We start from the raw sequence: 25,100 nt of genomic DNA, 5'->3' as shown, positions 1-25,100 counted from the left end.
CGCGCCGGGACGTGCCCGTGCGCCCTCACGCGTCCCCGGGCACGCGAAAGGCCCTCCCGCCCCGGTACGGAGAACGAGAGGACCTTTCACCTGTCGGGCGCTCCGCGCCGGGCGGCCGGACCCGCGCGCTCAGGCGCTGAGCGGGAAGACCTCGCCCAGCTCGCGGAAGACGGCGGTGTTCAGCGCGAAGGCGCGCTTGCACTCGTCGACGATGCGCTGCTTCTCCAGGTCGTCGGCGTTCACCGAGTCCAGCAGCTCGCGGTAGTCCCGCTTGAACGACGCCGGGTTGGTGATCTCCTCGAAGACGTAGAACCGCACCCCGTCGCCCTTGCGCGCGAAGCCCCAGGTCTTCTCCGCCTTGTCGCGGATGATCTGACCGCCGGAGAGGTCGCCGAGGTAACGGGTGTAGTGGTGCGCGACGTAACCGGCGGGCCAGTCGCGGGCGCATTCCGCCACCCGGTCGGCGTACGCGGCGGTCGCGGCCAGCGGCTCCAGGCCCGTACGCCAGTCCGCGCCCCGCAGATGCGCCAGGTCGCGCTCCAGCTCGGGGGTGCGCAGCAGCTCGGACTGTATGAAGGGACCGGCGACCGGGTCGTTCCGCAGTGCCTCCGCGCCCTCCTCCAGCGCGCGGTACACGAACCACAGCTGCTCGGTGTAGCGCGTGTACGCGTCCACCCCGAGCCGGCCGCCGAGCAGGTCGCTCATGAAGGTCGAGGTCTCCGCCTCGGTGTGCTGCTCGTGCGACGCGGTGCGGATCAGCGTCGAGAAGGGGGTGGCGATGGCGGTTGCGTCCAAGGCGGGCCTCCGGGGACCGAGGGGGACGGGAAGTCCAGAAAGAGACGGAAATATCGGCAACCGCTCAGCGAGGTGCGCCGGCGCTTGCCGATGGCTCCGATCTTCCTACTTAGGCATACCTAAGTCAACTGGTTGCCGACGACCTGTCGGTAAGAATTCTCTCCTGACCCCGTCCGGCCCTTCCTGGAGGGGGAGTTACGGGAGAGTAAGGATCTCCGCCCCCGTCTCGGTCACCACCAGCGTGTGCTCGAACTGCGCGGTCCGCCTCCGGTCCTTCGTCACCACGGTCCAGCCGTCGTCCCACATGTCGTACTCATGCGTTCCGAGCGTCAGCATCGGCTCGATCGTGAACGTCATGCCGGGCCGCATGACGGTGGTGGCGTGCGGGCTGTCGTAGTGCGGCACGATCAGACCGGAGTGGAACGAGGTGTTGATGCCGTGGCCGGTGAAGTCCCGCACGACCCCGTATCCGAAGCGCTTGGCGTACGACTCGATGACCCGCCCGATCACATTGATCTGCCGCCCGGGGCGGACCGCCTTGATGGCCCGGTTCAGTGACTCACGGGTGCGCTCGACGAGCAGCCGGGACTCCTCGTCGACGTCTCCGCAGAGGTACGTGGCGTTGTTGTCACCGTGCACGCCGTTGAGGTACGCGGTGACGTCGAGGTTCACGATGTCGCCGTCCCGCAGCACCGTGGAGTCCGGGATGCCGTGGCAGATGACCTCGTTGACCGAGGTGCACAGCGACTTCGGGAACCCGCGGTAGCCGAGCGTCGACGGATAGGCGCCGTGATCGACCATGAAGTCGTGCGCGACCCGGTCGAGTTCGTCGGTGGTCACACCCGGGGCGATCAGCTTGGCCGCCTCCTCCATGGCCCGAGCCGCGATCCGCCCCGCGATCCGCATCCGCTCGACGGTGTCGGCGTCCTGGACCTCGGGGCCGGTGTAGGGCGTGGGGGCGGGTTTGCCCACGTACTCGGGACGCCGGATGTTTCCGGGTACGGAACGGATGGGAGAGAGCTCCCCTGGTACGAGCAGCGACTGGCCAGACATGGCAGCGAGTTTAGCCTCGCGCCTGTACGGGGCCCCCGTCAGAGGCTTGAACGCACACCCGGGAAACGCTCCTGGCCTGCGACGGCAGGGCTTGTCGAGTGTCCTGCCGACTGAGAGGGAAGACGCACTCCTCAGGTGATCAAGCGCATCGGGTCCCACCTTGTCCCACACCTGTGCGAGACACCGCGCACTTGCCGGTCGGCGCATGGGAGGGGGCGCCACGATCTGGCGAGCCGGTACGGCCCCGTACCGCTCTGGGCGCCGATGAGCCGACGCTCTACGCTGTCGCCCATGCCTACGGACAACGCCGCCCCCGGCGAGGCCGCTTCAGGCCGACACCTCATTCTCTGGGACGTGGACCACACGCTGGTGAGCATCGGTGGCGGGGTGAGTCGCGCCATCTACGCCCAAGCCTTCGAGAGCGTGACCGGCCGCCCGCTGGGTCCGCTGGCCGACATGTCCGGGCGGACCGAGCAGGCCATCATGGTGGAGACGTTGCGCCTGAACGGCGTCCATGAACCGGAAGCCCTCTTCGACGGCTTCTACGCCGCGCTGGCGAGGGCCGCCGAACAGCAGGCGGGCCGGATGCGAGAGATCGGCGTCGTCCTGCCTGGTGCGCGGGAAGCACTGCGTTCCTGCGCGACGCACAACGCTGTCCAGTCTGCGGTCACCGGCAATATCCGCCCCATCGCCCTGACCAAGCTCACCGCGCTGGCGGTGGGCGACGGCCTCGACTTCGCTGTGGGGGGTTACGGAGATGACGGCAGTGACCGGGCTGATCTGGTCCGTCGGGCACGCGAACGAGCGGCGGCGAAATACGGTCACGACTTCGTCGGCACCCGGACCGTGGTCGTCGGTGACACGCCCCACGACGTCCGCGGCGCCCGGGACGCCGGGGCGCTGGCCGTAGCGGTCGCCAGTGGCAGCAGCACCGTCGAGGAGCTGAGCCGAGCCGGAGCCCACATAGTGCTGGCCGGCCTCCGGGACTTCACCGGCCACTGCGGTGCGGCACTCGGGTGGTGATCACACTCCGGTGTGGGCGGTGACCAGCCGGAACAGCTCCTTGAACTCCTGCACGTACGGGAGCCGCCCGTAGGGGGTCAAGGCGCTGTCCAGTTCACTCAGGCGTTCCGTGATCCGTGCCGACCCGATCGTCCGGCTGAGAGCCAGGGCGTCGTGCCCTACCTGGCAGGCCCGCTCGACCTCACCACCGAGGAGGTGACACTTCGCCAGCCTCGACAGGTAGTGCACCCGGTCGCGGGCACGGTGCGGTGCCTGCGTTCCCAGTAGTGCGAGGGCTTCCGACACCGCTGTGATCGCCTCGTCGGCCATGCCCAGGTCGAGATAGCAGGCGCCCTGTTGGGCGGCGACCTCCACGGCGTCGATGTAGGAAAAGTACGACGGCTCCTCGTCGCTGCCTGCCTGGGAGAAGCCGGCCTGCAAGGCGTCGAGCACCCGCAGGCACGTGTCGTCGCCCAGCGCGGCGTGCGCCCGCGCCAGGCGCGCGCCCATGGCTGTTCTGGCCAAGGGGGTAAGGCGGTCAGTGGTTACGGCGAATGCCATCTGTGCCAGTGAAAGCGCGGGTTGCGAGCGTCCCCGGTACGTCTCCTGCAAGCTCATGTAGCCGAGCGCACTGGTGACCAGACCGGGATCGCCGACTTCGTGACCGACTTCGACGGCGGTCGCGAAGTAGCGCTTGGCGTGAGCGTGTTTGTTGGCGTCCAGGGCCAGCCAGCCGACCATCTGGTTCAGCTGCCCGTACGCGGCCAGGCCGGCACGGGGATTGGCCTTGACGCTGACGGCCATCCGGGCCACGTACCTGGTGAGCGGTACGTAGAGGCTGTCACCACCGAGTTCGTCGTCCAGATGGAGGAAGGTCCGGAGCAGGTGCTCGCCTGTCGCCCGCAACGACATGCCGTCGAAGCCGGTGACACCGTGTTGCGGCGCATCGTCCGACAGTGGCAACCAGTCGCCACCAGGAGCGATCATGTCGAGCAGGACCTTACGCGCAGGTGGATCAGGACGCTCGACGGTTCGCTGCACCGGCAGTGGTCCACGACGAAGCCTGAACCACAGGAGGCCGCCCGGAATCCGCAGGCCATGCGCCCAACTCATGAGCTTGCCAAGATCCTGTGGCGGCGTTCGAGCGTTTTCGATCCGGCTGAGTTGGGCCTGGGTGAGCCCCAGCCATCCAGCGAGCGTTTCCTGGGACAGCGGTCGGCCGTGCCACGGATGCGTGCGGTAGGCGTAGAACACCTGGCCCATGTGCCACGCTTGAAGGGCCTCGTACATACGGTCGGCCTGCCAGAACTCGGCGGGGACGTCGGGAGGGGCGGAGACCGCGCTCGCCGGGCGTTCACGAAGGCACGCCGCGCACAACTCGCCCTGGTTGTCACGGGCAAGACGTGTTCCGCACGCGCAGTGTCGGGCCTGCCAAGGGGCCATGTGCCGTTCTCCGTGCCAGTGGTGCGGTGGTGCCAAAGAGGCCCGTGCTCAGTCTCGCGGACCGTATCCGGAGGGTGCCTGACAGTCCATGCGTCCCGCGTATACCGACTCATGCGGCACGGCCATGACACTCCGCGTCACCGCTCCCGCACTCTGCCTCCGGTGTCAGTTGGCTCCGGCCGAGTTCCCAGAGGGAGAGTCCCCTTGACCATCTATGCCTTCGCCTATCTCCGCCGCCGACCCGGTATGAGTCGTAAGGAAGTCCGCCAGGCGGTGCGGGAGATCACCGCCTTCATCGAACAGCACGGTTTCGCCTTGGCCGGTGTGCACTACGAGTCGCGGGTCGGGCGCCGGGTGCGGGTCTGGCGGGACCTGGTCGGCGACTGCCGCGGCGAGGGAGTCACGCACGTGATCGTGCCAAGCCTCGACCACTTTCACGCCCGGCCGGAGCTGGCTTCGTACATGCGCGATGAACTGGCCCAGGCCGTCCGGGGACGGGTCTGGGTGGCCGACAGTGACGCCGTCCGAGTCGGCGGTGCACCCTGATGCGTGAGCTGCTCACCACCCGCATCGAGCTGGTTGCCCGCCCTGAGGCTGCTCGATCCGCCCGCCGGCACGTGCGCGATGCGCTGAACGCGTGGCAGATCACCGCGGGCCGATGCGACGACACCGAGTTGGTGGTGAGCGAACTGGTCGGCAACACCGTGCGGCACTCGGCCGGCGCACAGACGGCCACCGACTCGGTCCCGGTGGTTCTGACTCTCTCCTACGTGTCGGCCGAAGGCTGCCTGCGAGTCGAGGTCACCGACCGGAGTTCGCAGCAACCGCGGTATCGCGGTCGCCCTGGTGATGACGCCGAGAGCGGCCGGGGGTTGTTCCTGGTCGAAGCCGTCTCGAAGGAGTGGGGCTGTATCTCGATGCCCGGTGGTGGAAAAACCGTGTGGTGTCGCATCGAGGCACCGTGAAGAAGCGGACGAGGGTTGGTCGGCCCGAGGTGCGCGGCCTCTGTCACCCCAGGAGGGAAGGCCGGGGCGGCGCCTCCGGTCCGAGGCCCGTCGGGCCCGCGTGGACCGGCGGTGTGAGCCCCGAGGTCCGGGGACCGTGGCACAGCCATCAACCGGTCCGATTGGGGCACGATGACCCCGAGGAAAGGAGCCGACGATGGCCCTGTTCAAGAAGCGCACGGTCGGCAGGCCCGGCGAGTGGTTCTACTGCCTGGAGCACAAGAAGGTCGAGGAAGGGCCGGAGTGCCCGGCGAAGGACCGTTTCGGCCCGTACACCTCCCGTCAGGAGGCGCAGCACGCCATGGAGACGGCGGCCGAGCGGAACCTGGAGTGGGAGAACGACCCCAAGTGGCACGACAGGACCGCCGCCACGGACGACGGGAACGCCCCGGGCCCGGACCCGGACGGCCGGGGCTGAGCAACGGTACGGAATCCGCGGCGGGTACGGAATCCGGGTCCCGGCCGGGTGACCGCCCCGGCGGGCGCCTCACGCCGGGGCCGGGGCCGTCGGGCTCTCCTCGGCGCCCCCGCCCCCGCCCGGCCCGTCCCCGGCCTCCGGCTCCCTGGCCGCCCGGCGGCGTACCGCGTCCTCGTCCGTCTCCGAGTCGTAGCCGATCAGCTTCGGCAGGGCGGCGGCCAGCAGCCCGACCGAGGCCAGACAGGCCAGGCCGCCGCTCCAGAACGCGGGCCTGGTGCCGGTCCAGCCGGCCATCGCGCCGGCCCGGACCTGCCCCAGCTGCGGGCCGACGCTGTACGACAGCACCTCGATGCCCGCCAGCCTGCCCCGCAGCTCCTCCGGGACGGTCTGGTTCCAGATCGTGGAGCGCCCGAGGCCGCTGAGCATGTCGCCCGCGCCCGCCACCGCCAGGCACGCCAGCACCGGCCACACCTGGGTGAACCAGCCCGCCGCTGCGATGGCCAGTCCCCAGGCCGCCGCGCCGAACACCACGAAGAGGCCGTGCCGCCGCACCCGTGAGGTCCAGCCGCTGGTCAGCCCCAGGGCCAGCGAGCCCACCGAGCCCGCCGCGTACATCAGCCCGAGCGACCATTCGGCGTTCAGCTCGTCCGCGAGGAACGGGAAGATGGCGTTGGGGAAGGCGAAGAGCATCGCCGCCATGTCGATCGCGTACGTCCCCAGGAGCACCGGGCGCCCCCAGGCGTAACGGGCGCCTTCCGCGATCCCGCGCAGCGACGGCTTGCGCGCCTCGTGCGAGGGCGGTGCCGGGGAAAGCCGCAGACAGAGGATCACGGAGACGGCGAACGTGATCACGGTGACCGCGTACGCCGAGGCGTGCCCGGCGTACGCCACCACCAGGCCCGCGAGGGCGGGGCCCGCGATCGCGCCGGCCTGCCAGCGCAGTGAGTTCAGCGCGGCGGCGGCCGTCTGATGGGCGTGCGGCACGATCCGGGCCATCAGCGAGTCCAGCGCGGGCCGCTGGAGTCCGGCGAGTGCGGAGACCCCGCCCGCGACCACGTAGAGCGGCCAGAGCATCGGGTCCGGCAGGACGGCGTTCACCAGCAGGACGAGGGCCAGCAGACCCAGCCCCGCCTCCGTGCCCAGGATGACCTTGCGCCGGTCGGCGGCGTCGGCGAGCGCTCCGCCGTACAGACCGAAGACGACCAGCGGCACCAGCTCGACCGCGCCCATCGCCCCCACCGCCAGCGGGGAACCGGTGAGGTGCTTGATCTGCAACGGCAGCGCGATCAGGGCCATGGAGCTGCCGAAGTGGGTCACCAGCCCCTGGACCCACAGGCGCCGGAAATCGGCCGAGGCACGCCAGGGGGAGAGGTCGGGAAGCAGCGAGGACGACCGGGGGCGCGACGGCTTCGCCGGTTCGGGCCCGGGTTCCGGGGCTGGTCTCGGGTCCGGCCTCGGGTCCGGTGACGGCTGCGGTGGCGGTGGCGGGGGAGTGGTCACGACCGTTCATGGTGTGGCGGTGGATCGGCCGTCCGCAACCGATTTACCAGCGGGCCGGCGGCGGCGCGGTGAGCCGGTGGGCGAGCCGGGACAGCCGGTCCCGGAACCGGCGCCGCCGCGCGGTGACGGACTGCTGTTCTCGCCGGTCGCCGCGCTGACCGGGTGCCGCACGGTGTCCAGTCCGACCCCGCCCGCGCCGGTCACCGCCCGTGACTCACGGGCGAGCCCCCGCGACCTCCGGATCGCCGTCGTCCGGCGACAGCACCGTCGCCCCGGCCCCGCGCGCGTCGTGCACCCGCTCCAGCAGTCCGCTCCGGGGCCGTTCCGGCGCCACCACGAGCAGCGTCTCGCACGGGCCCGCCGCCTCGATCCGGCCCAGGCCGACCGCCAGATGCGCCGGGGCGCCCGGTGGCGTACGAGCGTGGGCCGCAGCTCGGGCAGCCCCGACCAGGTCGACTCGTCCACCAGATGGGCGGCCAGATGCCACGGTGCGTACACCGCGGTCCCGACAGCGGCAGACCGCCGCCGTGCGGGACGACGGACGACCGGAGCACCCCGGTGAACCGGCGGGCCGCGGCGGGCCATTCGGTACCGGTGAGCACTTCACGCAGCGGGGCGACACGTACGGCGTCATGACCCGGCGTCCTGCCTCCTGCCTCCGGCCTCTTGCCTCGCGCCCCGCGCCCCCGTGCGCGATCGGCGCCGCATCACCCGTACGGGAAGACCTCAGGTGCCGGAAGGGGCCGGGCAGGACCGGACCGGGTCCCCGGGTGCGCCGGGCGCATGCGGGCCCCCGAGTCTGCCGGCGCACGCTTCCGTACCTGGCAGTAATGTCGGGCGCATGACTACCCATGACAGTGGCAGCGCGCCCAAGCCCCCCGCCAAGGACCCCTGGGACCTCCCCGACGTCTCGGACCTGACCGTCGGCGTGCTCGGCGGCACGGGGCCGCAGGGCCGGGGCCTCGCCTACCGGCTCGCCCGCGCCGGACAGCGCGTGATCATCGGCTCCCGGGACGCCGGACGGGCGGGCACCGCCGCCGCCGAGCTGGGCCACGGGGTCGAGGGCGCGGACAACGCCGAGTGCGCGCGGCGCAGCGACATCGTGATCGTCGCCGTGCCGTGGGAAGGACACGCCAAGACCCTGGAGTCGCTGCGCGAGGAGCTGACCGGGAAGCTCGTCGTCGACTGCGTCAACCCGCTCGGCTTCGACAAGAAGGGCGCCTACGCGCTGACACCGGACGAGGGCAGCGCGGCCCAGCAGGCCGCCGCGCTGCTGCCGGACTCCCGGGTCACCGCGGCCTTCCACCATCTGTCGGCCGTGCTGCTCCAGGACCCGGAGATCGAGGAGATCGACACCGATGTGATGGTGCTGGGCGAGGCACGCGCCGACACGGACATCGTGCAGGCGCTCGCCGGCCGCATCCCGGGGATGCGCGGCATCTTCGCGGGCCGGCTCCGCAACGCCCACCAGGTGGAGTCGCTGGTCGCCAACCTCATCTCGGTCAACCGCCGGTACAAGGCGCACGCCGGGCTGCGTACCACCGACGTCTGATCCGGCCGGCCCGCCCGGCACCCGGCCGCGCGCGGAACCCCGCCCGCGACACGGGCCCGGCGGCCGGGGTCCCGGCCGGGCGGGAAGAGGCCATGAGGGACACTGGACGGGACCGCGCACCACCCCGGAACAGGAGCCGCCCCCCATGCCCCGCCTCGCCGTCTACGCCGTCGTCGTCTGCGCCCTCGCCGTCACGGCCGCCGTGGTCTCGTTCGTCCAGGGCAGTCTGCTCGGCATCCTGTGGGTGCTGGTGGCCGGGCTGTCGTCCAACATGGCGTGGTTCTACCTGCGCAAGCAGCGTGCGGCGGGCGCGACGGCCACGGCGGGCGCGGGCAGCGGCTCGTAGGTCCCGGCCGGCGGACACCGTCGGTCACGCGGGGACGGCCCTCAGCGGGCCATGAGGCAGAACGGGTCCCGCTCCTCCCAGAACCGGTAGGCGTCCAGACCGCAGTACCTCTCGAACTCCTGGACGCCCAGGGATCGCAGCAGCGCGTCGATCGCGTCGAAGAAGACCGCGTTGACCCCCGGAATCCACAGCACGGCGAAGACCGCGATCAGCCCGAAGGACGCGTACGGCTCGACCTGCCTGCGGATTCGGTACGAGAGCCAGGGCTCGATCACCCCGTACCCGTCCAGGCCGGGAACCGGCAGGAAGTTCAGGATCGCCGCGGTCACCTGGAGCAGCGCCAGGAACGCCAGCGCGTACCGGAACGGCCGCGGCACCCCGTCCAGCGCGTGCAGCCAGAACGGCGCGGTGCACACGACCGCGAACAGTACGTTCGTCAGGGGTCCCGCCGCCGAGACCAGGCTGTGCCTCCAGCGGCCCCTGATCCTGCCGCGCTCGATGAAGACCGCCCCACCCGGCAGACCGATGCCGCCCAGGATCACGAACAGCACCGGCAGCACGATGCTCAGCAGTGCGTGGGTGTACTTGAACGGGTCGAGGGTCAGATAGCCCTTCTCACCGATCGAGGTGTCACCGCTGTGCAGGGCGGTGCGGGCGTGCGCGTACTCGTGCAGACAGAGCGAGACGACCCACGCCGAGGTCACGAACAGGAACACCGCGAACGCCGATCCGTCGGCGAAGCCCGTCCACACAGCCCAGGCCGAGACCGCCATGACGGCGAGGAGCCCCAGGAAGACCGGACTGATCCTCCGGTCGTCGCGGGCGGCCGCACTGGTCATCGAGGTCACTCCTGGTACGTCGGTGGTGGACCCGGAGTACGGGACCGCGGCGGCGGGCGGGCGCAGAGCCCGACGGTACAGGCGACACGGCGAAAACGTCTCGCTTCGGGCCGGGGTTCCGGAAAGGGTGTCCCCATGACCGATCAGCTGGACGCACGTGAAGAGGACACCGAACCGCGCGGAGGCACAGGAGACGTCGGGGAGAGGGAGGCGGAAGGGGCGGGGAAGACGCCGAAGCCGGGAAGGACCGGTGGCGTCGGGGGTCCGGATGCCTTCGGGGGTGCGGATGCCTTCGGGGGTACGGGGCCCTCCGGGGGTACGGGGACCCGCGGGCGCGCCGCGCGGGTTCTCGGCACCGGGCGGGACGCGCGTACGGCGATCGTGGTGACGCGGACCCGGGCGGCACGGTACGCCTGTTCGGTCCTCGGCCCCGGTCACGGAGAATAGGCCCGTGCACTATCGCATCCTCGGCACCACCCAGGCACTCCGCGACGACGGTACGGCCGTCGTCCTGGGCGGGGCGCGTCTGCGCGCCCTGCTCACCGTCCTCGCGCTGCGCCCCGGCCGAACGGTCCCCTCGTCGTCGCTCGTGGAGGAGGTGTGGGACGGCGAGCCGCCCGCCGACGCGGTGGGCGCGCTCCAGGCGCTCGTCGGCCGGCTCAGACGGGCCCTGGGCCACGCCGCGGTGTCCTCGGCGCAGAACGGCTACCGGCTGGTCGCCGGGGCCGACGCGGTCGACCTGTACCGGTTCGAGCGGCTGGCGGGGGAGGGGACGCGGGCGCTGGCCGACGGCGACCCGGCGACGGCCGCGGCCCTCCTCGACGACGCCCTCGCCCTGTGGCGCGGGCCGGCCCTCGCCGACCTGCCCGACCGCACGGCCCTCGCGGCCCGCTGGGCCGTCCGCCACCTGGACGCGCGCCGCACCAGGTTCGCCGCGCTCCTCGCGCTCGGCCACGCGGAGAAGGCGCTGCCGGACCTGGTGGCGCTCTGCGACGACCACCCGATCGACGAACCGCTCCAGGCGCTACGGCTCAGAGCCCTGCGCGACGCGGGCCGCCCGGCGCAGGCACTGGCGGCCTACGACGAGGTGCGCAGGACGCTCGCCGACCGGCTCGGCACCGAACCGGGACCCGAACTCCGTTCGCTGCACGCCGAGTTGCTGCTCCCGGCAGCGGATCGGGCGGCGCCGCCGAATCCGGCACCGACGCCCGTGCCGGCATCGGCGTCCCCGCCCGTGCGCACGCCCCCGCCGGAGCCCCGACGCACACCGGTACGGGACGCGCCGACGGCCGCCCCGGACACGTACGAGCAGGGTCATACACCGCAGCCACCGCACACACCGCGGCCACCGCGTCCGGCACCCGTGAAGGACGCGGCGGACGTGCCCGTACCGGACGTGGCGGACGCGCCCGTACCGGACGCGGTGGACGCGCGGACACCCGCCCCCGGTGCGCACCCCCCGGACGACCGGCCCGGTGGTACCCGGGCCCCGCACGACGCTCCCGCGCACAGCCCGGGGCGGGCCGCCCGGCCCGGCGGCGCGCGTTCCCGGATCTCGCCGGCCGCCCCCGCCCCCGCCCCCGCCGTTCCACCCTCGCAGGCCGCCCCCGCCCCCGGCGTCCCCTCCGCACCGGCTGCCCCCGCCCTCGCGTCCGCCGGTCCCGCGTCCGCCGCCCCCGTCCCGCCCCGGGGAAACCTGCGGGCCAGGCTCACCAGCTTCGTCGGCCGGGAGGCGGACATCCGGACCCTGGGGAACGACCTCACCCGCGCCCGGCTGGTCACCCTGCTGGGGCCCGGCGGGGCCGGCAAGACCCGGCTCTCGCAGGAGGTCGCCGAAACCGTCGCCACCGACTGGCCGGACGGCGTCTGGATGGCCGAACTCGCCCCCGTCGACGACCCGAAGAACGTGCCCGAGGCCGTACTGACCGCCCTCGGCGCCCGCGAGACCGTGCTGCGCGCCGCCGGGGCCGAGGAGCTGAGAGCCGCCGAACCGCACGCGGGTGACCCGCTCCGGCGCCTCGCCGAATACTGCGCCCGGCGCCGGATGCTGCTGCTCCTGGACAACTGCGAGCACGTCATCGCCGCCGCGGCCGAGCTGGTCGACCATCTCCTCGGTCACTGCCCCGGACTCACCATCCTGGCCACCAGCCGCGAACCCCTGGGCGTACCGGGCGAGTTCGTCCGCCCGGTCAACCCGCTGCCCGACCCGGTGGCGCTGCGGCTGCTCGCCGACCGGGGAGCGGCCGCCAACCCGGGCTTCCGGATCGACGCGGACCCGGACACGGCCGCCGCGTCCGCCGAGATCTGCCACCGCCTCGACGGCCTGCCGCTCGCCATCGAACTGGCCGCGGCCCGGCTGCGGATGCTCGGCCCCCGGCAGATCGCGGAACGGCTGGACGACAGGTTCCGCCTGCTGACCAGCGGAAGCCGTACCGTACTGCCCCGCCAGCAGACCCTGCGCGCGGTCGTCGACTGGTCCTGGGACCTCCTCGACGAGGCCGAACGCACCGTGCTGCGCCGGCTGTCCGTCTTCGCGGGCGGCTGCGCGCTCGCCGCCGCCGAAGAGGTCTGCGCCGACACCCCGGCCGCCCCGCCGAACCACCCCGCGCCGCCCTCCGGCGGATCGCCCGCCGGGTACCCGGCCTCCGCGGCAGCCGCCGTGCCCCGGCCGAGTCCCACCACCGTCGGCCCACGGGACGTCGCCGCGCTGCTCGGCTCCCTCGTCGACAAGTCCCTGGTGATCGCCGCGCCCCTCACCGACGGCGAGATGCGCTACCGGCTGCTGGAGACCGTCGGCGAGTACGCCGCCGAACGCCTCGAAGAGGCCGGGGAGCGGGCCGCCGTCGAGCGGCGGCACCTGGTCCACTACCGGGAGCTGGCCCGCACCACCGACCCCGAGCTGCGGGGCGGCGGACAGCGGACCGCGCTCGACCGGTTCCAGCGGGAGTACGAGAACCTGCGCACCGCGCTGCGCCACGCCGTCGCCGCCCGTGACGAACAGGAAGCGCTCGTCCTCGTCCTCTCGCTCGCCTGGTACTGGCAGATGCGCGATCTGCGCACCGACGCCCGGCAGTGGTCGGCCGCCGTGGGGGAGCTGGGCCCCGACCCGTTCGCCCCGCCGGGCAGACGCGCGCCCTGGCTCGACGAGCGGTGCACCGCCGCGCCGCCGCCCATGGTGCCCGAACAGCTCGAAGAGGCACGGCGCGGGGTACGGCTGATCCAGGCCGTCAGCCTGGACCACGCCAACGACGACTGGACCAGGGACGAGAACCTGGCCAGGCTGCGGATCATCGCCGATACGTACGAGCCGGGGCAGCCGCAGACCTGCCGCACCCCCGGCTCCCTGTGGTTCTTCGCCGTGCTGCTCACCGGGGAGGTCGACGAACTGCGCGAACTCCTCGACGCGACCGTCCGGGCCTGCCGGGAGCTGGGCTACGCATGGGAGCTGGCCGCCGCGCTCCAGACCAGGGCCAATGTGATGGCCAACCGCCCGGAGTGGGCGGGCGAGGCGCGTGCGGACGCCGACGAGAGCCTGGAGATCTTCGTCCGGCTCGGCGACGTCTGGGGAGCCGCCGAATCGCTCTCCTCCCGCGGCGAGGCCAACGAGCGGCGCGGCGACTACGACGGCGCGGCCGCCGACTTTTTGGCCGCCATCGGCTACGCCGAGCAGCTGGGTGCCCAGTCCCAGGTCGCGTTGTTGCGCTCCCGCTACGCGGCGGTGCTCACCGAGACCGGCCGGGGCGAGGAGGGCGAGCGGATTCTGCGCGAGGTGATCGCGGCGGGCCCCGACGCCGGGCACGAGGCGATGCCGATCGCCCGGCTCTTCCTCGCCCTGTGGCTCGGCCGGGGCGGCCACGTCGAGGAGGCCCGCGAACAACTCCAACTGCTGCGCGCCGAGTTCACCACACCGACCCTGGCGATATTCGAGGGGTTCGTGGTGGGCGCCCTCGCCTGGCTGGACAACCTCGAAGGCCGCTACGCCGATGCCCTGGCCGGCTCCCGTCAGGCGCTCCGGCAGTCCCGGCAGCCGCTGTCGCGGATGGTGGCGCCCGAGATGTCGCTGGTCCACCTGGTCACGGTGGCCTGGGCCCTCGCCGGTCACAGCGGTGAACACGGCAGCACCGTCGCGGCCCGGCTGCTCGGCGCCCGCGACGGCCTCCGGCCCGACGGCTATGTGGAGGCGGCGGCGGAGCGCAAGAACCGGGTCATGGCTGAGGAGCTGATCCGCTCCCGCCTGGGCTCCGCCGCCTACGACACGGCCTACGCCGAGGGCGACGGGCTCACCCTGGACGAGGCCGCCGCCCTGGCCGACGCGTACGAGGACTGACCGGGGTCAGGCCTTCTTGCGGAACTTGCCGACGGCGAGGGGCGCGGTCACCGCCGTGATGCCGACGGCCCAGGCCAGGGTCAGCCACACCGAGTGGGCGACCGGGCCGCCGAGCATCAGCCCGCGCGCCGCGTCGGCGAGGTTGGACAGTGGGTTGTAGTCGGTGAAGGTCTTGAGCCAGCCCGGCATCGTCGTCGGGGGCGCGAAGATCGAGGAGCCGAACTGGAGCGGCATCAGCACCAGGAACCCCATTCCCTGAACCGCCTGGGCCGTCTTGAGGGACAGCCCCAGCAGGATGAAGATCCACATGATGGCGGCGCCGAACACCGCCGACAGCGCGACCGCCTCCAGCAGCCCGAACACCGAGGTCTTGAGCTCCATGCCGAGCATGAAGCCCATGCCGAGCAGGATCGCCGTGGCGACCATCATCCGGCCCAGCTCGACCACGATCTTCGCGATGAGTACCGAGGAGCGGGCGATCGGCATCGTACGGAAACGGTCCATGACTCCCTTGCGGAAGTCGTCGTTGACACCCGTGCCCACCGCCGTGGCGATGTTCATGCCCATCATGGCCATCAGCCCGGGGATCACGTAGTTGATGTACTCCTGCCGGCCGCCGCCGAGGCTCGCGCCGACGGAGCCGCCGAAGACGTACACGAACAGCAGCGTGAAGATGATCGGCATCAGCAGCGCGTCGAACATCGACTCCGGGTCCTTCTTGATCTGGAGCAGATTGCGCCGGACCAGGGCCCCGATGTGCCGTAGATTGCCGCGCAGCCCGATCCGGGCGTCGTCGGTCAGGGGCGGAGCCACCGCGGAGTCGGTGGGTGTGGGGGTGAGCGTGGCCGTGCTCATGCCGCGGCCTCCTTCAGGATCGTGTCGGTCGGGGGCGTGGCCGGTTCACCGGTCACGGCCAGGAACACCTCGTCCAGGCTGGGCAGCGCGGTGGCCACGTGGGCGAGCGAGAAGCCACGGGCGGCGAACAGTCCGATGACGGCGGTCAACTGCTCGTCGCTGAGGATCGGTACGTACAGCAGTCCCTCGTCGGGGACGGTGTGCGACCCCGCGGTCCCGTCGAGCCCGGCCTCGGCCAGCGCCCGCGCCATGGCGGGCAGCTGGGCGGGGTCCGACGGCCGGACGTGCAGGGTGCGACCGCCGACCTTCGCCTTGAGCTCGTCGACCCCGCCGCTGGCGATGATCCGGCCCTTGTCGATGACCGTCAGCTCGGTCGCGAGCTGTTCGGCCTCCTCCATGTACTGGGTGGTCAGCAGTACGGTCGCGCCCTCCGCGACCATCTTCTGCACCTCGTCCCAGACCTCGTTGCGGGTCCGGGGGTCGAGGCCGGTCGTCGGCTCGTCCAGGTAGAGGACGGCGGGCCGGCCGATCATCGAGGCGGCCAGGTCGAGCCGGCGCCGCATACCGCCCGAGTAGTCCATCGCCGGGCGCTTGGCGGCCTCGGTGAGCGAGAACCGCTCCAGCAGCTCGTCGGCCCGGGACCGGGCGGTCCTGCGGGGCAGGTCGAGCAGCCGCCCGATCATGTACAGGTTCTCCCAGCCGGACAGCTTCTCGTCGACCGAGGCGTACTGGCCGGTGAGACCGATCGTGCGGCGCAGCTGCCGGGGTTGCTTCACCACGTCGTAGCCCGCCACCGTGGCCCGTCCCGCGTCGGGAAGGATCAGGGTGGAGAGGCAGCGTACGAGGGTGGTCTTGCCGGCACCGTTGGGACCGAGCACACCGAGGACGGTGCCCTCGCGTACGTCGAGGTCCACGCCGTCCAGTGCCTTGGTGGCGCCGTAGTGCTTGACCAGCCCCCGTACCTCGACGGCGTTGGCGCCGCGTCCGGGGTTCTTGTCGATTCGCGTCATGTCCACCATGGGACCAGTCGCCACCGACAGACCACCGACATCCGGCGTCGGAGCCGACCGGCTCACCGACATATCGCCGACAGCACGCCGACAGCCCGCCGATGGGGGATGTCGACGGGCTGTCGTTCCTGCGGGCAGTGGTCCAGGACTCGATGTGCCGGAGCCGTGCCGTCGCACCGCCGTCCGCCGGACGACGGTGCGACGACACGCCTAATGGAAGGTGTGCTCCGGCTGCGGGAACGTTCCGCCGACGACCTCCTCGGCGAAGGCCTGGGCCGCGTCGCCCAGCACCCGCCGCAGGTCGGCGTACTGCTTGGTGAACCGCGGCACCTTGCCGCCGGTCAGCCCGACCATGTCGGTGTAGACGAGGACCTGCGCGTCGGTGTGGGGACCGGCGCCGATGCCGACGGTCGGGATGTGCAGAGTACGGGTGACCTCGGCGGCCAGTTCGCCCGGTACGAGCTCCAGGACGACGGCGAACGCGCCCGCGTCCTGCACCGCCTTGGCGTCCCGCAGCATCTGCTGGGCGGCCTCCTCGCCGCGGCCCTGTACCCGGTAGCCCATCGCGTTGACGGACTGCGGGGTCAGGCCGATGTGGGCCATCACCGGGATGCCCGCCTCGACCAGCAGCCGGATCTGCTCGTGCGAGCGCTCGCCGCCCTCCAGCTTGACCGCGCCGACTCCCGACTCCTTGATCAGCCGGGTGGCGTTGCGCAGTGCCTGGACGGGACTCTCCTGGTACGCCCCGAAGGGCAGGTCGGCGACGATCAGGGCGCGCGAGGTGCCCCGTACGACGGCCGCCGAGAGGATGGCGATCTCGTCCATCGTGACGGGCACGGTGGTCTCGTAACCGAGGTGACAGTTGCCCATCGAGTCGCCGACGAGCATGACCGGGATGCCCGCCTCGTCGAAGACGGACGCGGTCATCGCGTCGTACGCGGTGAGCATCGGCCACTTCTCGCCGCGCTCGGTGGCGGCGGTGATGTCGTGCACGGTGAGGCGACGGGTCGACTTGCCTCCGTACAGCGCCTTGCTGCTGTCGGTGGACGGCCGTTCGCCGTTCGGTGCGGAGGACTGCTTGGATGTGCGCGACGGAGGCCCGGATGCGGCAGCGGGCTGGTTCGGCGCAGCGTTGAGCGTCATGGTCAACGGCTCCTTCGTCATCTCGAGGCGCCCTGACGGCGTCCCCGGATCAGTCCCATCGTCGCATCCCCGCCGGGTGGTCGGGAAGTGGGCCGGCACGGGTAAAGACTTTCCTATACGAGACGGTCTCGTATCGGAAAGGGGTTAGGCTCACCTCCATGCCCATACCGTCCGGCGCTCCTGCCGCCGCGCCCCGCGTCCCGGAGGCGGTCCACCGCCGCCGCTGGGCGATACTCGTCGTTCTGATGTTCAGCCTGCTCATCGTGGTACTGGACAACTCGATCCTGAACGTGGCGGTCAAGACGATCGCCAGCCCCGCGCCCACCGGCATCGGTGCCACCCAGAGCGAGCTGGAGTGGGCGATCAACTCCTACACGCTCGTCTTCGCCGGTCTGCTCTTCACCGCGGGCCTGCTCGGCGACCGCATCGGCCGCAAGAAGGTCCTCCTCTTCGGCATCCTCGTCTTCGGCCTCGGCTCGGCGCTCGCCGCGATGTCCGACTCGCCCGTCCAGCTCATCGTCTGGCGCGCCCTGATGGGCTTCGGCGCGGCCTTCGTGATGCCCGCCACGCTCGCCGTCCTCATGAACGTCTTCGAGCGCGAGGAGCAGCCCAAGGCCATCGGCATCTGGGCGGGCGGCGTCGGTCTCGGCATCGCCATCGGCCCGATCACCGGCGGACTGCTGCTCGAACACTTCTGGTGGGGCTCCATCTTCCTGGTGAACGTCCCCGTGGTGGTCGTGGCGCTCGTCGCGATGATCATCCTGGTGCCGGACTCCCGGGACCCGAAGCCCGGCCGGCTCGACCCGCTCGGTGTGCTGCTCTCCATCGTCGGTCTGATCCTGCTGGTGTACGGCATCATCCGGGGCGGCGAACTGGCCGACTTCACCGACACCACGGTGCTGGTCTCGCTCATCGGCGGGCTCGCCGTCCTGGCGGCGTTCGTCTGGCACGAGAAGCGCAGCAGCCACCCGGCCATCGACATCACGTACTTCAGGAAGCCGGCGTTCTCCGCCGCCGTGGCCGCCATCGCGCTGGTCTTCTTCGCGCTGATGGGCGTGACCTTCTTCTCCGCCTTCTACCTGCAGAGCGTGCGCGGCTACACCGCGCTCCAGTCCGGACTGCTGGTCCTGCCGCTCGCCGTGTCCCAGATGGTCTTCTCGCCGCGCGCCAGGCTGGTCGTCGACCGGTTCGGCGCCCGCGCGGTGTGCACCGTGGGGATGCTGCTGGTCGCGGCCGGTCTCGCGGCCTTCGCCCTGTTCGACGCGGACACCCCCGTCTGGGTGATGTGCCTGGTCTTCTTCGTGCAGGGCACGGGCATGGCGCACATCATGCCGCCGGTCACCGTCGCGGTGATGCAGGCGCTGCCCCGCGAGAAGGCCGGTTCCGGCTCGGCCATCAACAACACCTTCCGGCAGGTCGGCGCGGCGCTCGGCATCGCCGTGCTCGGTTCGGTGCTGTCGACCGTCTACCGGGGGGACATCGAGAAGCACCTCGGCGGACTCCCGGCCGCCGCGAGGGACGCGGCGGGGGAGTCGATCGAGGCGACCCTCGCCGTCGCGGCGAAGCTCGGCCCCGAGCGGGGTGCCCCGCTGGTCGGCGCCGCGCACGACGCGTTCATCGGCGCCATGCACGTCGCGGCCCTCGGCTCGGCGGTCGTCGCGCTGATCGGCGCGCTGGTGGTCGGACTGTTCCTGCCGGGCAGGCCGTCCGCCACGCGGGAGACCACCGGACCGGACGACAGCAGCGGCGAGCCGGAGGGTTCCGGCGAGAGCGACCGGCAGTCGGCGAGCGCGCGAGGCTGACGAGGACCGGCGGCGGGACGGGCCGGGACGCCGGTCCCGCCCCGTCCGCGCACCACACGGCCGCCGCCCCCGACGGGCCGGCCGGGAACACCGGGTGACCGAGCGGGTCCACCGGTACCCGACCCGCCGCGCGGCGCCGTCGGGGAGAATCGGTTCCGGCAGTCGGTACGGGGTGGTGAGAGGCGGATACAGGTGCGGACACATGGTCGCGGTCGGACGGACACGCCGGACCGGGCAGAGGGCCGGGACGGGGTGCCCCCCCGGGACCGTACGGCGGACGCACCCGCCGCGGCCGCACCGGACCGGTCCGGGCCCCCGGCGCCCGACCACGAACCCCGGCGCGGCCGTCCGCGCAGCGCCGCCGCCGAACGGGCCATCCTGGACGCCGTCGTCGAACTGCTGGAGTCCGGCGAACCCCTCGCCGGGCTCTCCATCGAACACATCGCCCGCACCGCGGGCGTCGGCAAGGCCACCATCTACCGGCGCTGGAGCGACAAGGAAGCACTCTTCGTCGACGTCCTGCGCGACATCGAACCGCCGGAACCCACCGTCTCCGGTACCGCCGGACTCGACGATCTGCGGGTCCTGATGGAGTCGCTGCGCGGACGCGGCCTCGCCCAGCGGTCCTCGGTCTTCCTGCACAACGTCTTCGCGCAGATGAAGAGCCACCCCAGGCTGTGGGACGAATACCACCGCACGGTGATCGCCCCGCGCCGCACGGCGTTCCGCGCGGCCGTGCGGCGGGCGGTCGCCCTCGGTGAACTCCGCGACGACCTCGACGTGGAGCTGATGGACGATCTGTTCCTGGGCCCCATGCTCGTACGGACGGTTCACCGGCACGACGCCCCGCTGCCCGACGACCTGGTGGACCGGATCATCCGGGTGCTCGGCGAAGGGCTCGCGCCACGGCCGCGTCGGCGTCCCACCGCAGGTCACGGCTGACGCCCAGGGGCCCGCCCCGAGTGTGAGCGTTCTGTCACAAGCACTCCCCGGCGCGCCATGGCCGGAACCCGTCGGCCCGCCCTCCCCGTCCTTGAGTACGTACGGCCGTCGTCGGCGGCGGGAAAGTCCTGGATCATCACCTAGGGTCGTGAGCGCGGTGATGTGTACGGCAATGCAGTGAGGACAGCGCGATGGTTCAGGCGTACAGGGCGGACCCCGAGAACGGCAGTGCGGACCGGCAGCGCACCGGGTCCCGCTTCCGGGGCCTGCGCGACAGATGGACGGCGCCGGGCATCTGGCGCCGCGGCCTCGTCCTCGCGGCCTGCTCGGTGGCGCTGACCCTGGTGATGGTCTGTCACGCCCAGATCCCGAACACCATAGGGAACCTGGGAAGCCTCTCCGAGACCTTCCTGCCCTGGTGCGCCGTCTTCGTACCGCTCCTGCTGGTCCTCGCCCTGGTCCGCCGCTCCGCCACCGCGCTGATCGCCCTGCTGCTGCCGGTCGTGATCTGGTTCAACGTCTTCGGCGGGCTGCTCACCGACAAGTCGGGGACCGGCGGCGAGCTGACCGTCGCCACGCACAACGTCAACGCGGACAACGCCGACCCCGGGGGCACGGCCCGGCAGGTGGCGGAATCCGGTGCGGACCTGATCGCCCTGGAGGAACTGCCGGGCGGTCAGGTGGCCGCGTACGAGAAGGCGCTCGCCGCCCGGTATCCGCACCACTCGGTGCAGGGCACCGTCGGACTGTGGAGCAAGTACCCGCTGAGCGGCGCCGCGCCCGTGGACATCAGGCTGGGCTGGACCCGGGCGTTGCGCGCCACGGTCACCACCCCGCAGGGCCAGGTCGCCGTCTACGTCGCCCATCTGCCGTCCGTACGGGTCAAGCTGAACGCCGGGTTCACCGCCAACCAGCGTGACAAGAGCGCCGACGCGCTCGGTGAGGCCATCGCCCACGAGCCGCTGCCCAGGGTGGTCCTGCTCGGCGACCTCAACGGCACGATGAACGACCGCGCGCTGAACGCGGTCACCGCCCAGATGCGCTCCACCCAGGGTGCGGCCGGGAACGGCTTCGGCTTCAGCTGGCCCGCGTCGTTCCCGATGGCGCGGATCGACCAGATCCTGGTGAAGGGCGTCGAGCCGATGTCGTCCTGGTCGTTGCCCGCCACGGGAAGCGACCATCTCCCGATCGCCGCCCGCGTCAAGCTCTGACCGGCGACCGGCGACCGACCGCGACCGAAGGCCGACCGCGACCGAAGGCCGACCGCGACCGACGGCCGACCGACGGCCGACGATCCGCGGCCCTGACGGACGGCATACGGCCGACGACCCACGACCGACAGCCGGGGCGGTACACGCGTCCACGCGTACCGCCCCGGCCGTCCCCACCGCCGCTGCCCGGCTGCCCGGCCGTCGGGCCGTCGCGCGTCCTCAGCCGGCGGGCGCCTCGCGCCACCGGTTGGTGATGGGCAGCCGGCGGTCCTTGCCGAAGCCCTTCGCGGAGATCTTGGTGCCCGGCGGGTACTGCCGCCGCTTGTACTCCGCCGTGTCGACCATCCGCAGCGTCCGCGTCACCAGTTCCTCGTCGAACCCGGCCGCCACGATCGCGTCCCGGCCCTGGTCGCGGTCGACGTACAGCGCCAGAATCCGGTCCAGCACGTCGTAGTCGGGCAGCGAGTCCGTGTCCATCTGACCGGGCCGCAGCTCGGCGCTCGGCGGCTTGGAGATGGAGTTCACCGGGATCGGCGGCGTCTGCCCGCGCTCCTCGGCGGCCCGGTTGCGCCACTTCGCCAGCCGGAAGACCGACGTCTTGTACACGTCCTTGATCGGCCCGTACGCCCCGACCGAGTCCCCGTACAGCGTCGAATAGCCGACCGCCAGCTCCGACTTGTTGCCCGGCGCCAGCACGATGTGCCCCTCCTGGTTGGAGATGGCCATCAGCGTCGTGCCGCGCAGCCGCGACTGGAGGTTCTCCTCGGCGAGCCCGGTCAGCCCCAGCGCCCCCATGTAGGCGTCGAACATCGGCTCGATGGCCACCGTGCGGTAGTTCAGCCCGGTGCGCCGGGCCAGCTCGGCCGCGTCGTCCCTGGAGTGGTCCGAGGAGTACTTCGACGGCATCGAGACGCCGTACACGTTCTCCGCGCCCAGCGCGTCGCAGGCGAGCGCCGCGACGAGCGCCGAGTCGATGCCGCCCGAGAGCCCGATCAGCACGCTGCGGAAACCGTTCTTCGAGGCGTACGCGCGCAGCCCCACGACCAGCGCCGAGTACAGCTCCTCGTCGTCGTCGAGCCGTTCGGCGTACCCGCCCGCCAGCTCGGGCCCGTACGCCGCCAGGGGCTCCTCCGAGAGCACCACGTGGTCGATCCTCAGGCCGTCGTCCACGACCCCGGACGGCGCGTCCGGCGCGGCTGCCGGCAGCTCCAGGTCGAGGATCACGCTGCCCTCGGAGAACTGCGGGGCGCGGGCGAGCACTTCACCGTGCTTGTCGACGACGATCGAGTCCCCGTCGAAGACCAGCTCGTCCTGACCGCCCATCATCGCCAGATAGGCGGTGGTGCAGCCGGCCTCCCGGGCCCGCCTGCGGACCAGTTCCAGACGGGTGTCGTCCTTCTCCGTCTCGTACGGCGACGCGTTGATCGACAGCAGCAGCCCGGCGCCCGCCGACCGGGTGGCCGGGACCCGGCCGCCGTCCTGCCACAGGTCCTCGCAGATCGCCAGCGCCACATCGACGCCACGCACCCGCACCACGGGCATCGAGTCGCCCGGCACGAAGTACCGGAACTCGTCGAACACGCCGTAGTTCGGCAGATGGTGTTTGGCGAAGGCCAGCGCGATCCGCCCCCGGTGCAGCACCGCCGCGGCGTTGCGCGGGGCCCCCGCGGGCTGGCCGTAACGCGGCTGTGCCTTCTCGGAGCGGTCGAGGTAGCCGACGACGACCGGCAGCTCGCCGAAGCCCTCGTCGTCGAGGCGGGCGGCCAGCGCGCGCAGCGCCTCCCGCGACGCCTCGACGAAGGACGACCGCAGGGCCAGGTCCTCGACGGGATAGCCGGTCAGCACCATCTCGGGGAACGCCACGAGATGGGCGCCCTGCTCGGCGGCGTGCCGGGTCCAGTGGACGATCGACTCGGCGTTCCCGGCGAGATCACCGACAGTGGAGTCGATCTGATTCAGTGCGAGACGTAGTTGAGGCACGCCACCCAGTGTAATCGTCTTACTGACGCGATGTCCTGGTGGGCCGCACCCGAACGGGCACCGCCCACCAGGACCACGTCAGCGGCGGTACCCGAGAACCGTCATCATGCCCGCCTCCGAGTGGTAGACGTTGTGGCAGTGCACCATCCACAGCCCCGGGTTGTCCGCGTCGAAGTCCACGGTCAGCGAGCGGTTCGGCAGGACGATCGCGGTGTCCTTGCGGGCCCCGCCCGCCGTCCCCGCCCCGCCCGTGGTCCCCCTGCCGCTCGCCGAACCCGGCCCGGCCGCCGTGCCCGCCAGGGCGAACGTGTGGCCGTGCAGATGCAGCGGATGCCACATCGTCGTGGCGTTGTCGAAGACCAGCCTGACCCGCTCCCCGGCCTCCACCGGACGGCGCTGGTCCGAACGGTACGGCTTCTTGTCGAAGGCCCAGTCGTACGACGCCATGCCCCCGGTGAGCCTGATCCGGATCGTCCGGTCGGGCGTGCGGGCGGCGAGCGCCACGGACGCGTCGGGGGACAGGCCGTCCGCCGTCAGCAGCTTCCCGTCCAGTTCCCTCGGGCGTACGGAGGCGGTGGGCGCCGCGCCCTTCCCGGTGCGCAGCAGGGCCAGCGCCGACGCCTTCTTGCCCTCGGCGAGCGCGGTCAGCGGGAACACCCCGTCCCCGGCGGTGACCAGCACGTCGTACCGCTCACCCATGCCGAGCAGCAGCGCGTCCGTCGTGGCGTGCCGGACCGGGCGGCCGTCGGTGTGGGTGACGGTCATCCGGTGTCCGCCGAGCGCGACGCGGTACGCGGTGTCGCCGCCCGCGTTGACGATGCGCAGCCGGACGCGGTCGCCCGGCCTGGCGGTGAACGTGGAAGGCGCCCGCGAAGTACGGCCGTTGACGAGGTGGTACGGGTGGGCGACATCGCCCGCGTCACCACCGAGCAGGGGACTGGTGGCGCCCATCATCATCCGGGAGGGGCCGTCCGGTCCGCTCCCGGCGGCGCCGTCCGCGCGCAGGGACATCCCTGACATGTCATGCCCGCCGTGGTCCATGCCGCCGGTCGTGTCCCCGGTCGTGTCCCCGGGCGTGTCATCGGTCGTGCCCCCGTCCCCGCCAGAATGGCCTCCCATGCCCCGGCGGAGTTCGGCGAGGACCGCGTCGGGGGTCGAGCCGTCCACCCCGTCCACCCAGTCGTCCAGGACGACGACCCACTCCCTGTCGTACGAGAGCGGTTCCTTCGGGTCCTCGACGATCAGTGGCGCGTACAGCCCGCGGTCCTGCTGGACACCGGAGTGCGGGTGGAACCAGTACGTCCCCGGTTCCGGCACCGCGAAACGGTACGTGAAGTCCGTGCCCGGCGCGATGTCCCGCTGGGTGAGTCCCGGGACGCCGTCCATGTCGTTGCGCAGGGCCAGACCGTGCCAGTGCAGGGAGGTGGCCTGCGGCAGATGGTTGGCGAGGGTCAGGGCCAGGGTGTCGCCCGCCGTGACGCGTACCTCCTGGCCCGGCAGCCGGTCCCCGTAGGCCCAGGTCGCGACGGAACGGCCGCCGCCCAGGTCGAGACGGGCGGTGGTGGCGGTGAGCGAGACCCGCCGTACCGGACCGGAGCCCCGGGCGGCCTCCGCCGCCGTGACCTCCTCGCCGTCGGGGCGGACGAAACCGGTGGGAGGGGTGCCGCCGGAGTGCGAGCCGTTCGCGCCGGAGTGCGCGCCGCTCTCCGAACCGCCGGAACCGCCGGAACCGCCCGAGCCGCTGGGGCCGCCGGAACAGGCGGCCAGGACGCCGCCGCCCGCGACGGCGATCCCGGCGCCGAGCAGGGCACGTCGGGTGTGCTGAGTAGGCATGACTGAGTGCACCTCGTGGTGTTGGTGGTGTGCTGGGGAAACGCG

At 72.0% G+C, this 25,100-nt stretch carries 20 protein-coding genes and 1 pseudogene; 10 read left to right on the top strand and 11 right to left on the bottom strand.

Annotation, left to right across the window (positions count from 1 at the left end; all coding sequences use genetic code 11):
* Positions 1-129: 129 nt before the first annotated feature.
* Complete coding sequence (locus PZB75_RS06690; protein WP_275534363.1) at positions 130-795, bottom strand: biliverdin-producing heme oxygenase; 666 nt, start codon at positions 793-795, stop codon at positions 130-132.
* Between the two features lie 195 nt (positions 796-990).
* Entirely contained in the window at positions 991-1,848 is an 858-nt protein-coding gene (gene map / locus PZB75_RS06685; RefSeq protein WP_275534362.1) for a type I methionyl aminopeptidase, read from the bottom strand.
* Between the two features lie 291 nt (positions 1,849-2,139).
* Here map and PZB75_RS06680 point away from each other — a divergent pair, with 291 nt between their 5' ends.
* Positions 2,140-2,871, top strand: a complete 732-nt coding sequence (locus tag PZB75_RS06680; protein WP_275534361.1) for a haloacid dehalogenase-like hydrolase — start codon at positions 2,140-2,142, stop codon at positions 2,869-2,871.
* On the opposite strand, the gene PZB75_RS06675 is transcribed toward PZB75_RS06680, so the two are convergent.
* Complete coding sequence (locus PZB75_RS06675; RefSeq protein WP_275534360.1) at positions 2,872-4,293, bottom strand: helix-turn-helix domain-containing protein; 1,422 nt, start codon at positions 4,291-4,293, stop codon at positions 2,872-2,874.
* Positions 4,294-4,497: 204 nt separating this feature from the next.
* On the opposite strand from PZB75_RS06675, the gene PZB75_RS06670 reads away from it, so the two are divergent.
* From PZB75_RS06670 to PZB75_RS06660, 3 genes are all read left to right on the top strand, one after another.
* On the top strand, positions 4,498-4,839 hold the full coding sequence (locus tag PZB75_RS06670; protein WP_275534359.1) for a hypothetical protein: 342 nt from the start codon (positions 4,498-4,500) through the stop codon (positions 4,837-4,839).
* Positions 4,839-5,258 carry an ATP-binding protein gene (locus PZB75_RS06665; RefSeq protein WP_275534358.1) on the top strand — a complete coding sequence of 140 codons (420 nt, stop codon included), beginning with the start codon at positions 4,839-4,841 and terminating at the stop codon, positions 5,256-5,258. Before PZB75_RS06670 ends, PZB75_RS06665 begins: the two co-directional genes overlap by 1 nt.
* A 196-nt stretch (positions 5,259-5,454) precedes the next feature.
* A complete protein-coding gene (locus PZB75_RS06660) occupies positions 5,455-5,715 on the top strand; it encodes a hypothetical protein (RefSeq protein ID WP_275534357.1) in 261 nt (86 codons plus the stop codon).
* Positions 5,716-5,784: 69 nt separating this feature from the next.
* On the opposite strand, the gene PZB75_RS06655 is transcribed toward PZB75_RS06660, so the two are convergent.
* A complete protein-coding gene (locus PZB75_RS06655; RefSeq protein ID WP_275538616.1) occupies positions 5,785-7,098 on the bottom strand; it encodes an MFS transporter in 1,314 nt (437 codons plus the stop codon).
* A gap of 160 nt (positions 7,099-7,258) precedes the next feature.
* Positions 7,259-7,826, bottom strand: a pseudogene (locus tag PZB75_RS06650) (hypothetical protein).
* A gap of 230 nt (positions 7,827-8,056) precedes the next feature.
* Between PZB75_RS06650 and npdG the strand changes: the two are divergent.
* Entirely contained in the window at positions 8,057-8,767 is a 711-nt protein-coding gene (gene npdG, locus PZB75_RS06645) for an NADPH-dependent F420 reductase (RefSeq protein ID WP_275534356.1), read from the top strand.
* Positions 8,768-8,912: 145 nt separating this feature from the next.
* Positions 8,913-9,113: a hypothetical protein gene (locus tag PZB75_RS06640; protein ID WP_275534355.1), complete on the top strand. Its 201-nt coding sequence runs from the start codon at positions 8,913-8,915 to the stop codon at positions 9,111-9,113.
* Positions 9,114-9,154: 41 nt separating this feature from the next.
* Here PZB75_RS06640 and PZB75_RS06635 read toward each other — a convergent pair whose 3' ends face one another.
* Complete coding sequence (locus PZB75_RS06635) at positions 9,155-9,952, bottom strand: site-2 protease family protein (RefSeq protein ID WP_275534354.1); 798 nt, start codon at positions 9,950-9,952, stop codon at positions 9,155-9,157.
* 451 nt (positions 9,953-10,403) lie between these two features.
* On the opposite strand from PZB75_RS06635, the gene PZB75_RS06630 reads away from it, so the two are divergent.
* Entirely contained in the window at positions 10,404-14,279 is a 3,876-nt protein-coding gene (locus PZB75_RS06630; RefSeq protein WP_275534353.1) for a BTAD domain-containing putative transcriptional regulator, read from the top strand.
* 6 nt (positions 14,280-14,285) lie between these two features.
* Here PZB75_RS06630 and PZB75_RS06625 read toward each other — a convergent pair whose 3' ends face one another.
* From PZB75_RS06625 to panB, 3 genes are all read right to left on the bottom strand, one after another.
* Complete coding sequence (locus PZB75_RS06625) at positions 14,286-15,134, bottom strand: ABC transporter permease (protein WP_275534352.1); 849 nt, start codon at positions 15,132-15,134, stop codon at positions 14,286-14,288.
* Positions 15,131-16,153 carry an ATP-binding cassette domain-containing protein gene (locus tag PZB75_RS06620; protein WP_275534351.1) on the bottom strand — a complete coding sequence of 341 codons (1,023 nt, stop codon included), beginning with the start codon at positions 16,151-16,153 and terminating at the stop codon, positions 15,131-15,133. The genes PZB75_RS06625 and PZB75_RS06620 overlap by 4 nt, the downstream gene beginning before the upstream one ends.
* A gap of 201 nt (positions 16,154-16,354) precedes the next feature.
* Complete coding sequence (panB, locus tag PZB75_RS06615; protein WP_275534350.1) at positions 16,355-17,287, bottom strand: 3-methyl-2-oxobutanoate hydroxymethyltransferase; 933 nt, start codon at positions 17,285-17,287, stop codon at positions 16,355-16,357.
* Between the two features lie 158 nt (positions 17,288-17,445).
* Between panB and PZB75_RS06610 the strand changes: the two genes are divergently transcribed.
* The 3 genes from PZB75_RS06610 (at position 17,446) to PZB75_RS06600 (ending at position 21,242) form a co-directional block, all read left to right on the top strand.
* The gene (locus tag PZB75_RS06610; protein ID WP_275534349.1) at positions 17,446-19,089 is read left to right on the top strand and encodes an MFS transporter; all 1,644 of its coding nucleotides are present in this window, start codon (positions 17,446-17,448) and stop codon (positions 19,087-19,089) included.
* Positions 19,090-19,341: 252 nt separating this feature from the next.
* Positions 19,342-20,031 (top strand): TetR/AcrR family transcriptional regulator, encoded by a 690-nt coding sequence (locus tag PZB75_RS06605; RefSeq protein WP_275534348.1) that lies wholly within the window; start codon positions 19,342-19,344, stop codon positions 20,029-20,031.
* A gap of 191 nt (positions 20,032-20,222) precedes the next feature.
* Entirely contained in the window at positions 20,223-21,242 is a 1,020-nt protein-coding gene (locus PZB75_RS06600; RefSeq protein WP_275534347.1) for an endonuclease/exonuclease/phosphatase family protein, read from the top strand.
* A 219-nt stretch (positions 21,243-21,461) separates the two neighbouring features.
* On the opposite strand, the gene PZB75_RS06595 is transcribed toward PZB75_RS06600, so the two are convergent.
* Together PZB75_RS06595 and PZB75_RS06590 are read right to left on the bottom strand one after the other, a co-directional pair.
* A complete protein-coding gene (locus PZB75_RS06595; RefSeq protein WP_275534346.1) occupies positions 21,462-23,222 on the bottom strand; it encodes an NAD+ synthase in 1,761 nt (586 codons plus the stop codon).
* Between the two features lie 78 nt (positions 23,223-23,300).
* Positions 23,301-25,055: a multicopper oxidase family protein gene (locus PZB75_RS06590; protein WP_275534345.1), complete on the bottom strand. Its 1,755-nt coding sequence runs from the start codon at positions 25,053-25,055 to the stop codon at positions 23,301-23,303.
* Between the last annotated feature and the right edge of the window lie 45 nt (positions 25,056-25,100).

The sequence above is a fragment of the Streptomyces sp. AM 4-1-1 genome (assembly GCF_029167625.1).
Taxonomy (GTDB): Bacteria; Actinomycetota; Actinomycetes; order Streptomycetales; family Streptomycetaceae; genus Streptomyces.
Note: the sequence above shows the minus strand (reverse complement) of the source record. Positions and strands in the feature narration are given on the sequence as shown.

Coding starts and splice junctions, on each gene's coding strand:
- map (WP_275534362.1), bottom strand. CDS start 1,848: ATGTCTGGCCAGTCGCTGCTCGTACCAGGGGAGCTCTCTCCCATCCGT.
- panB (WP_275534350.1), bottom strand. CDS start 17,287: ATGACGCTCAACGCTGCGCCGAACCAGCCCGCTGCCGCATCCGGGCCT.
- PZB75_RS06635 (WP_275534354.1), bottom strand. CDS start 9,952: ATGACCAGTGCGGCCGCCCGCGACGACCGGAGGATCAGTCCGGTCTTC.
- PZB75_RS06625 (WP_275534352.1), bottom strand. CDS start 15,134: ATGAGCACGGCCACGCTCACCCCCACACCCACCGACTCCGCGGTGGCT.
- PZB75_RS06610 (WP_275534349.1), top strand. CDS start 17,446: ATGCCCATACCGTCCGGCGCTCCTGCCGCCGCGCCCCGCGTCCCGGAG.
- PZB75_RS06680 (WP_275534361.1), top strand. CDS start 2,140: ATGCCTACGGACAACGCCGCCCCCGGCGAGGCCGCTTCAGGCCGACAC.
- PZB75_RS06675 (WP_275534360.1), bottom strand. CDS start 4,293: ATGGCCCCTTGGCAGGCCCGACACTGCGCGTGCGGAACACGTCTTGCC.
- PZB75_RS06640 (WP_275534355.1), top strand. CDS start 8,913: ATGCCCCGCCTCGCCGTCTACGCCGTCGTCGTCTGCGCCCTCGCCGTC.
- PZB75_RS06600 (WP_275534347.1), top strand. CDS start 20,223: ATGGTTCAGGCGTACAGGGCGGACCCCGAGAACGGCAGTGCGGACCGG.
- npdG (WP_275534356.1), top strand. CDS start 8,057: ATGACTACCCATGACAGTGGCAGCGCGCCCAAGCCCCCCGCCAAGGAC.
- PZB75_RS06665 (WP_275534358.1), top strand. CDS start 4,839: ATGCGTGAGCTGCTCACCACCCGCATCGAGCTGGTTGCCCGCCCTGAG.
- PZB75_RS06620 (WP_275534351.1), bottom strand. CDS start 16,153: ATGGTGGACATGACGCGAATCGACAAGAACCCCGGACGCGGCGCCAAC.
- PZB75_RS06660 (WP_275534357.1), top strand. CDS start 5,455: ATGGCCCTGTTCAAGAAGCGCACGGTCGGCAGGCCCGGCGAGTGGTTC.
- PZB75_RS06590 (WP_275534345.1), bottom strand. CDS start 25,055: ATGCCTACTCAGCACACCCGACGTGCCCTGCTCGGCGCCGGGATCGCC.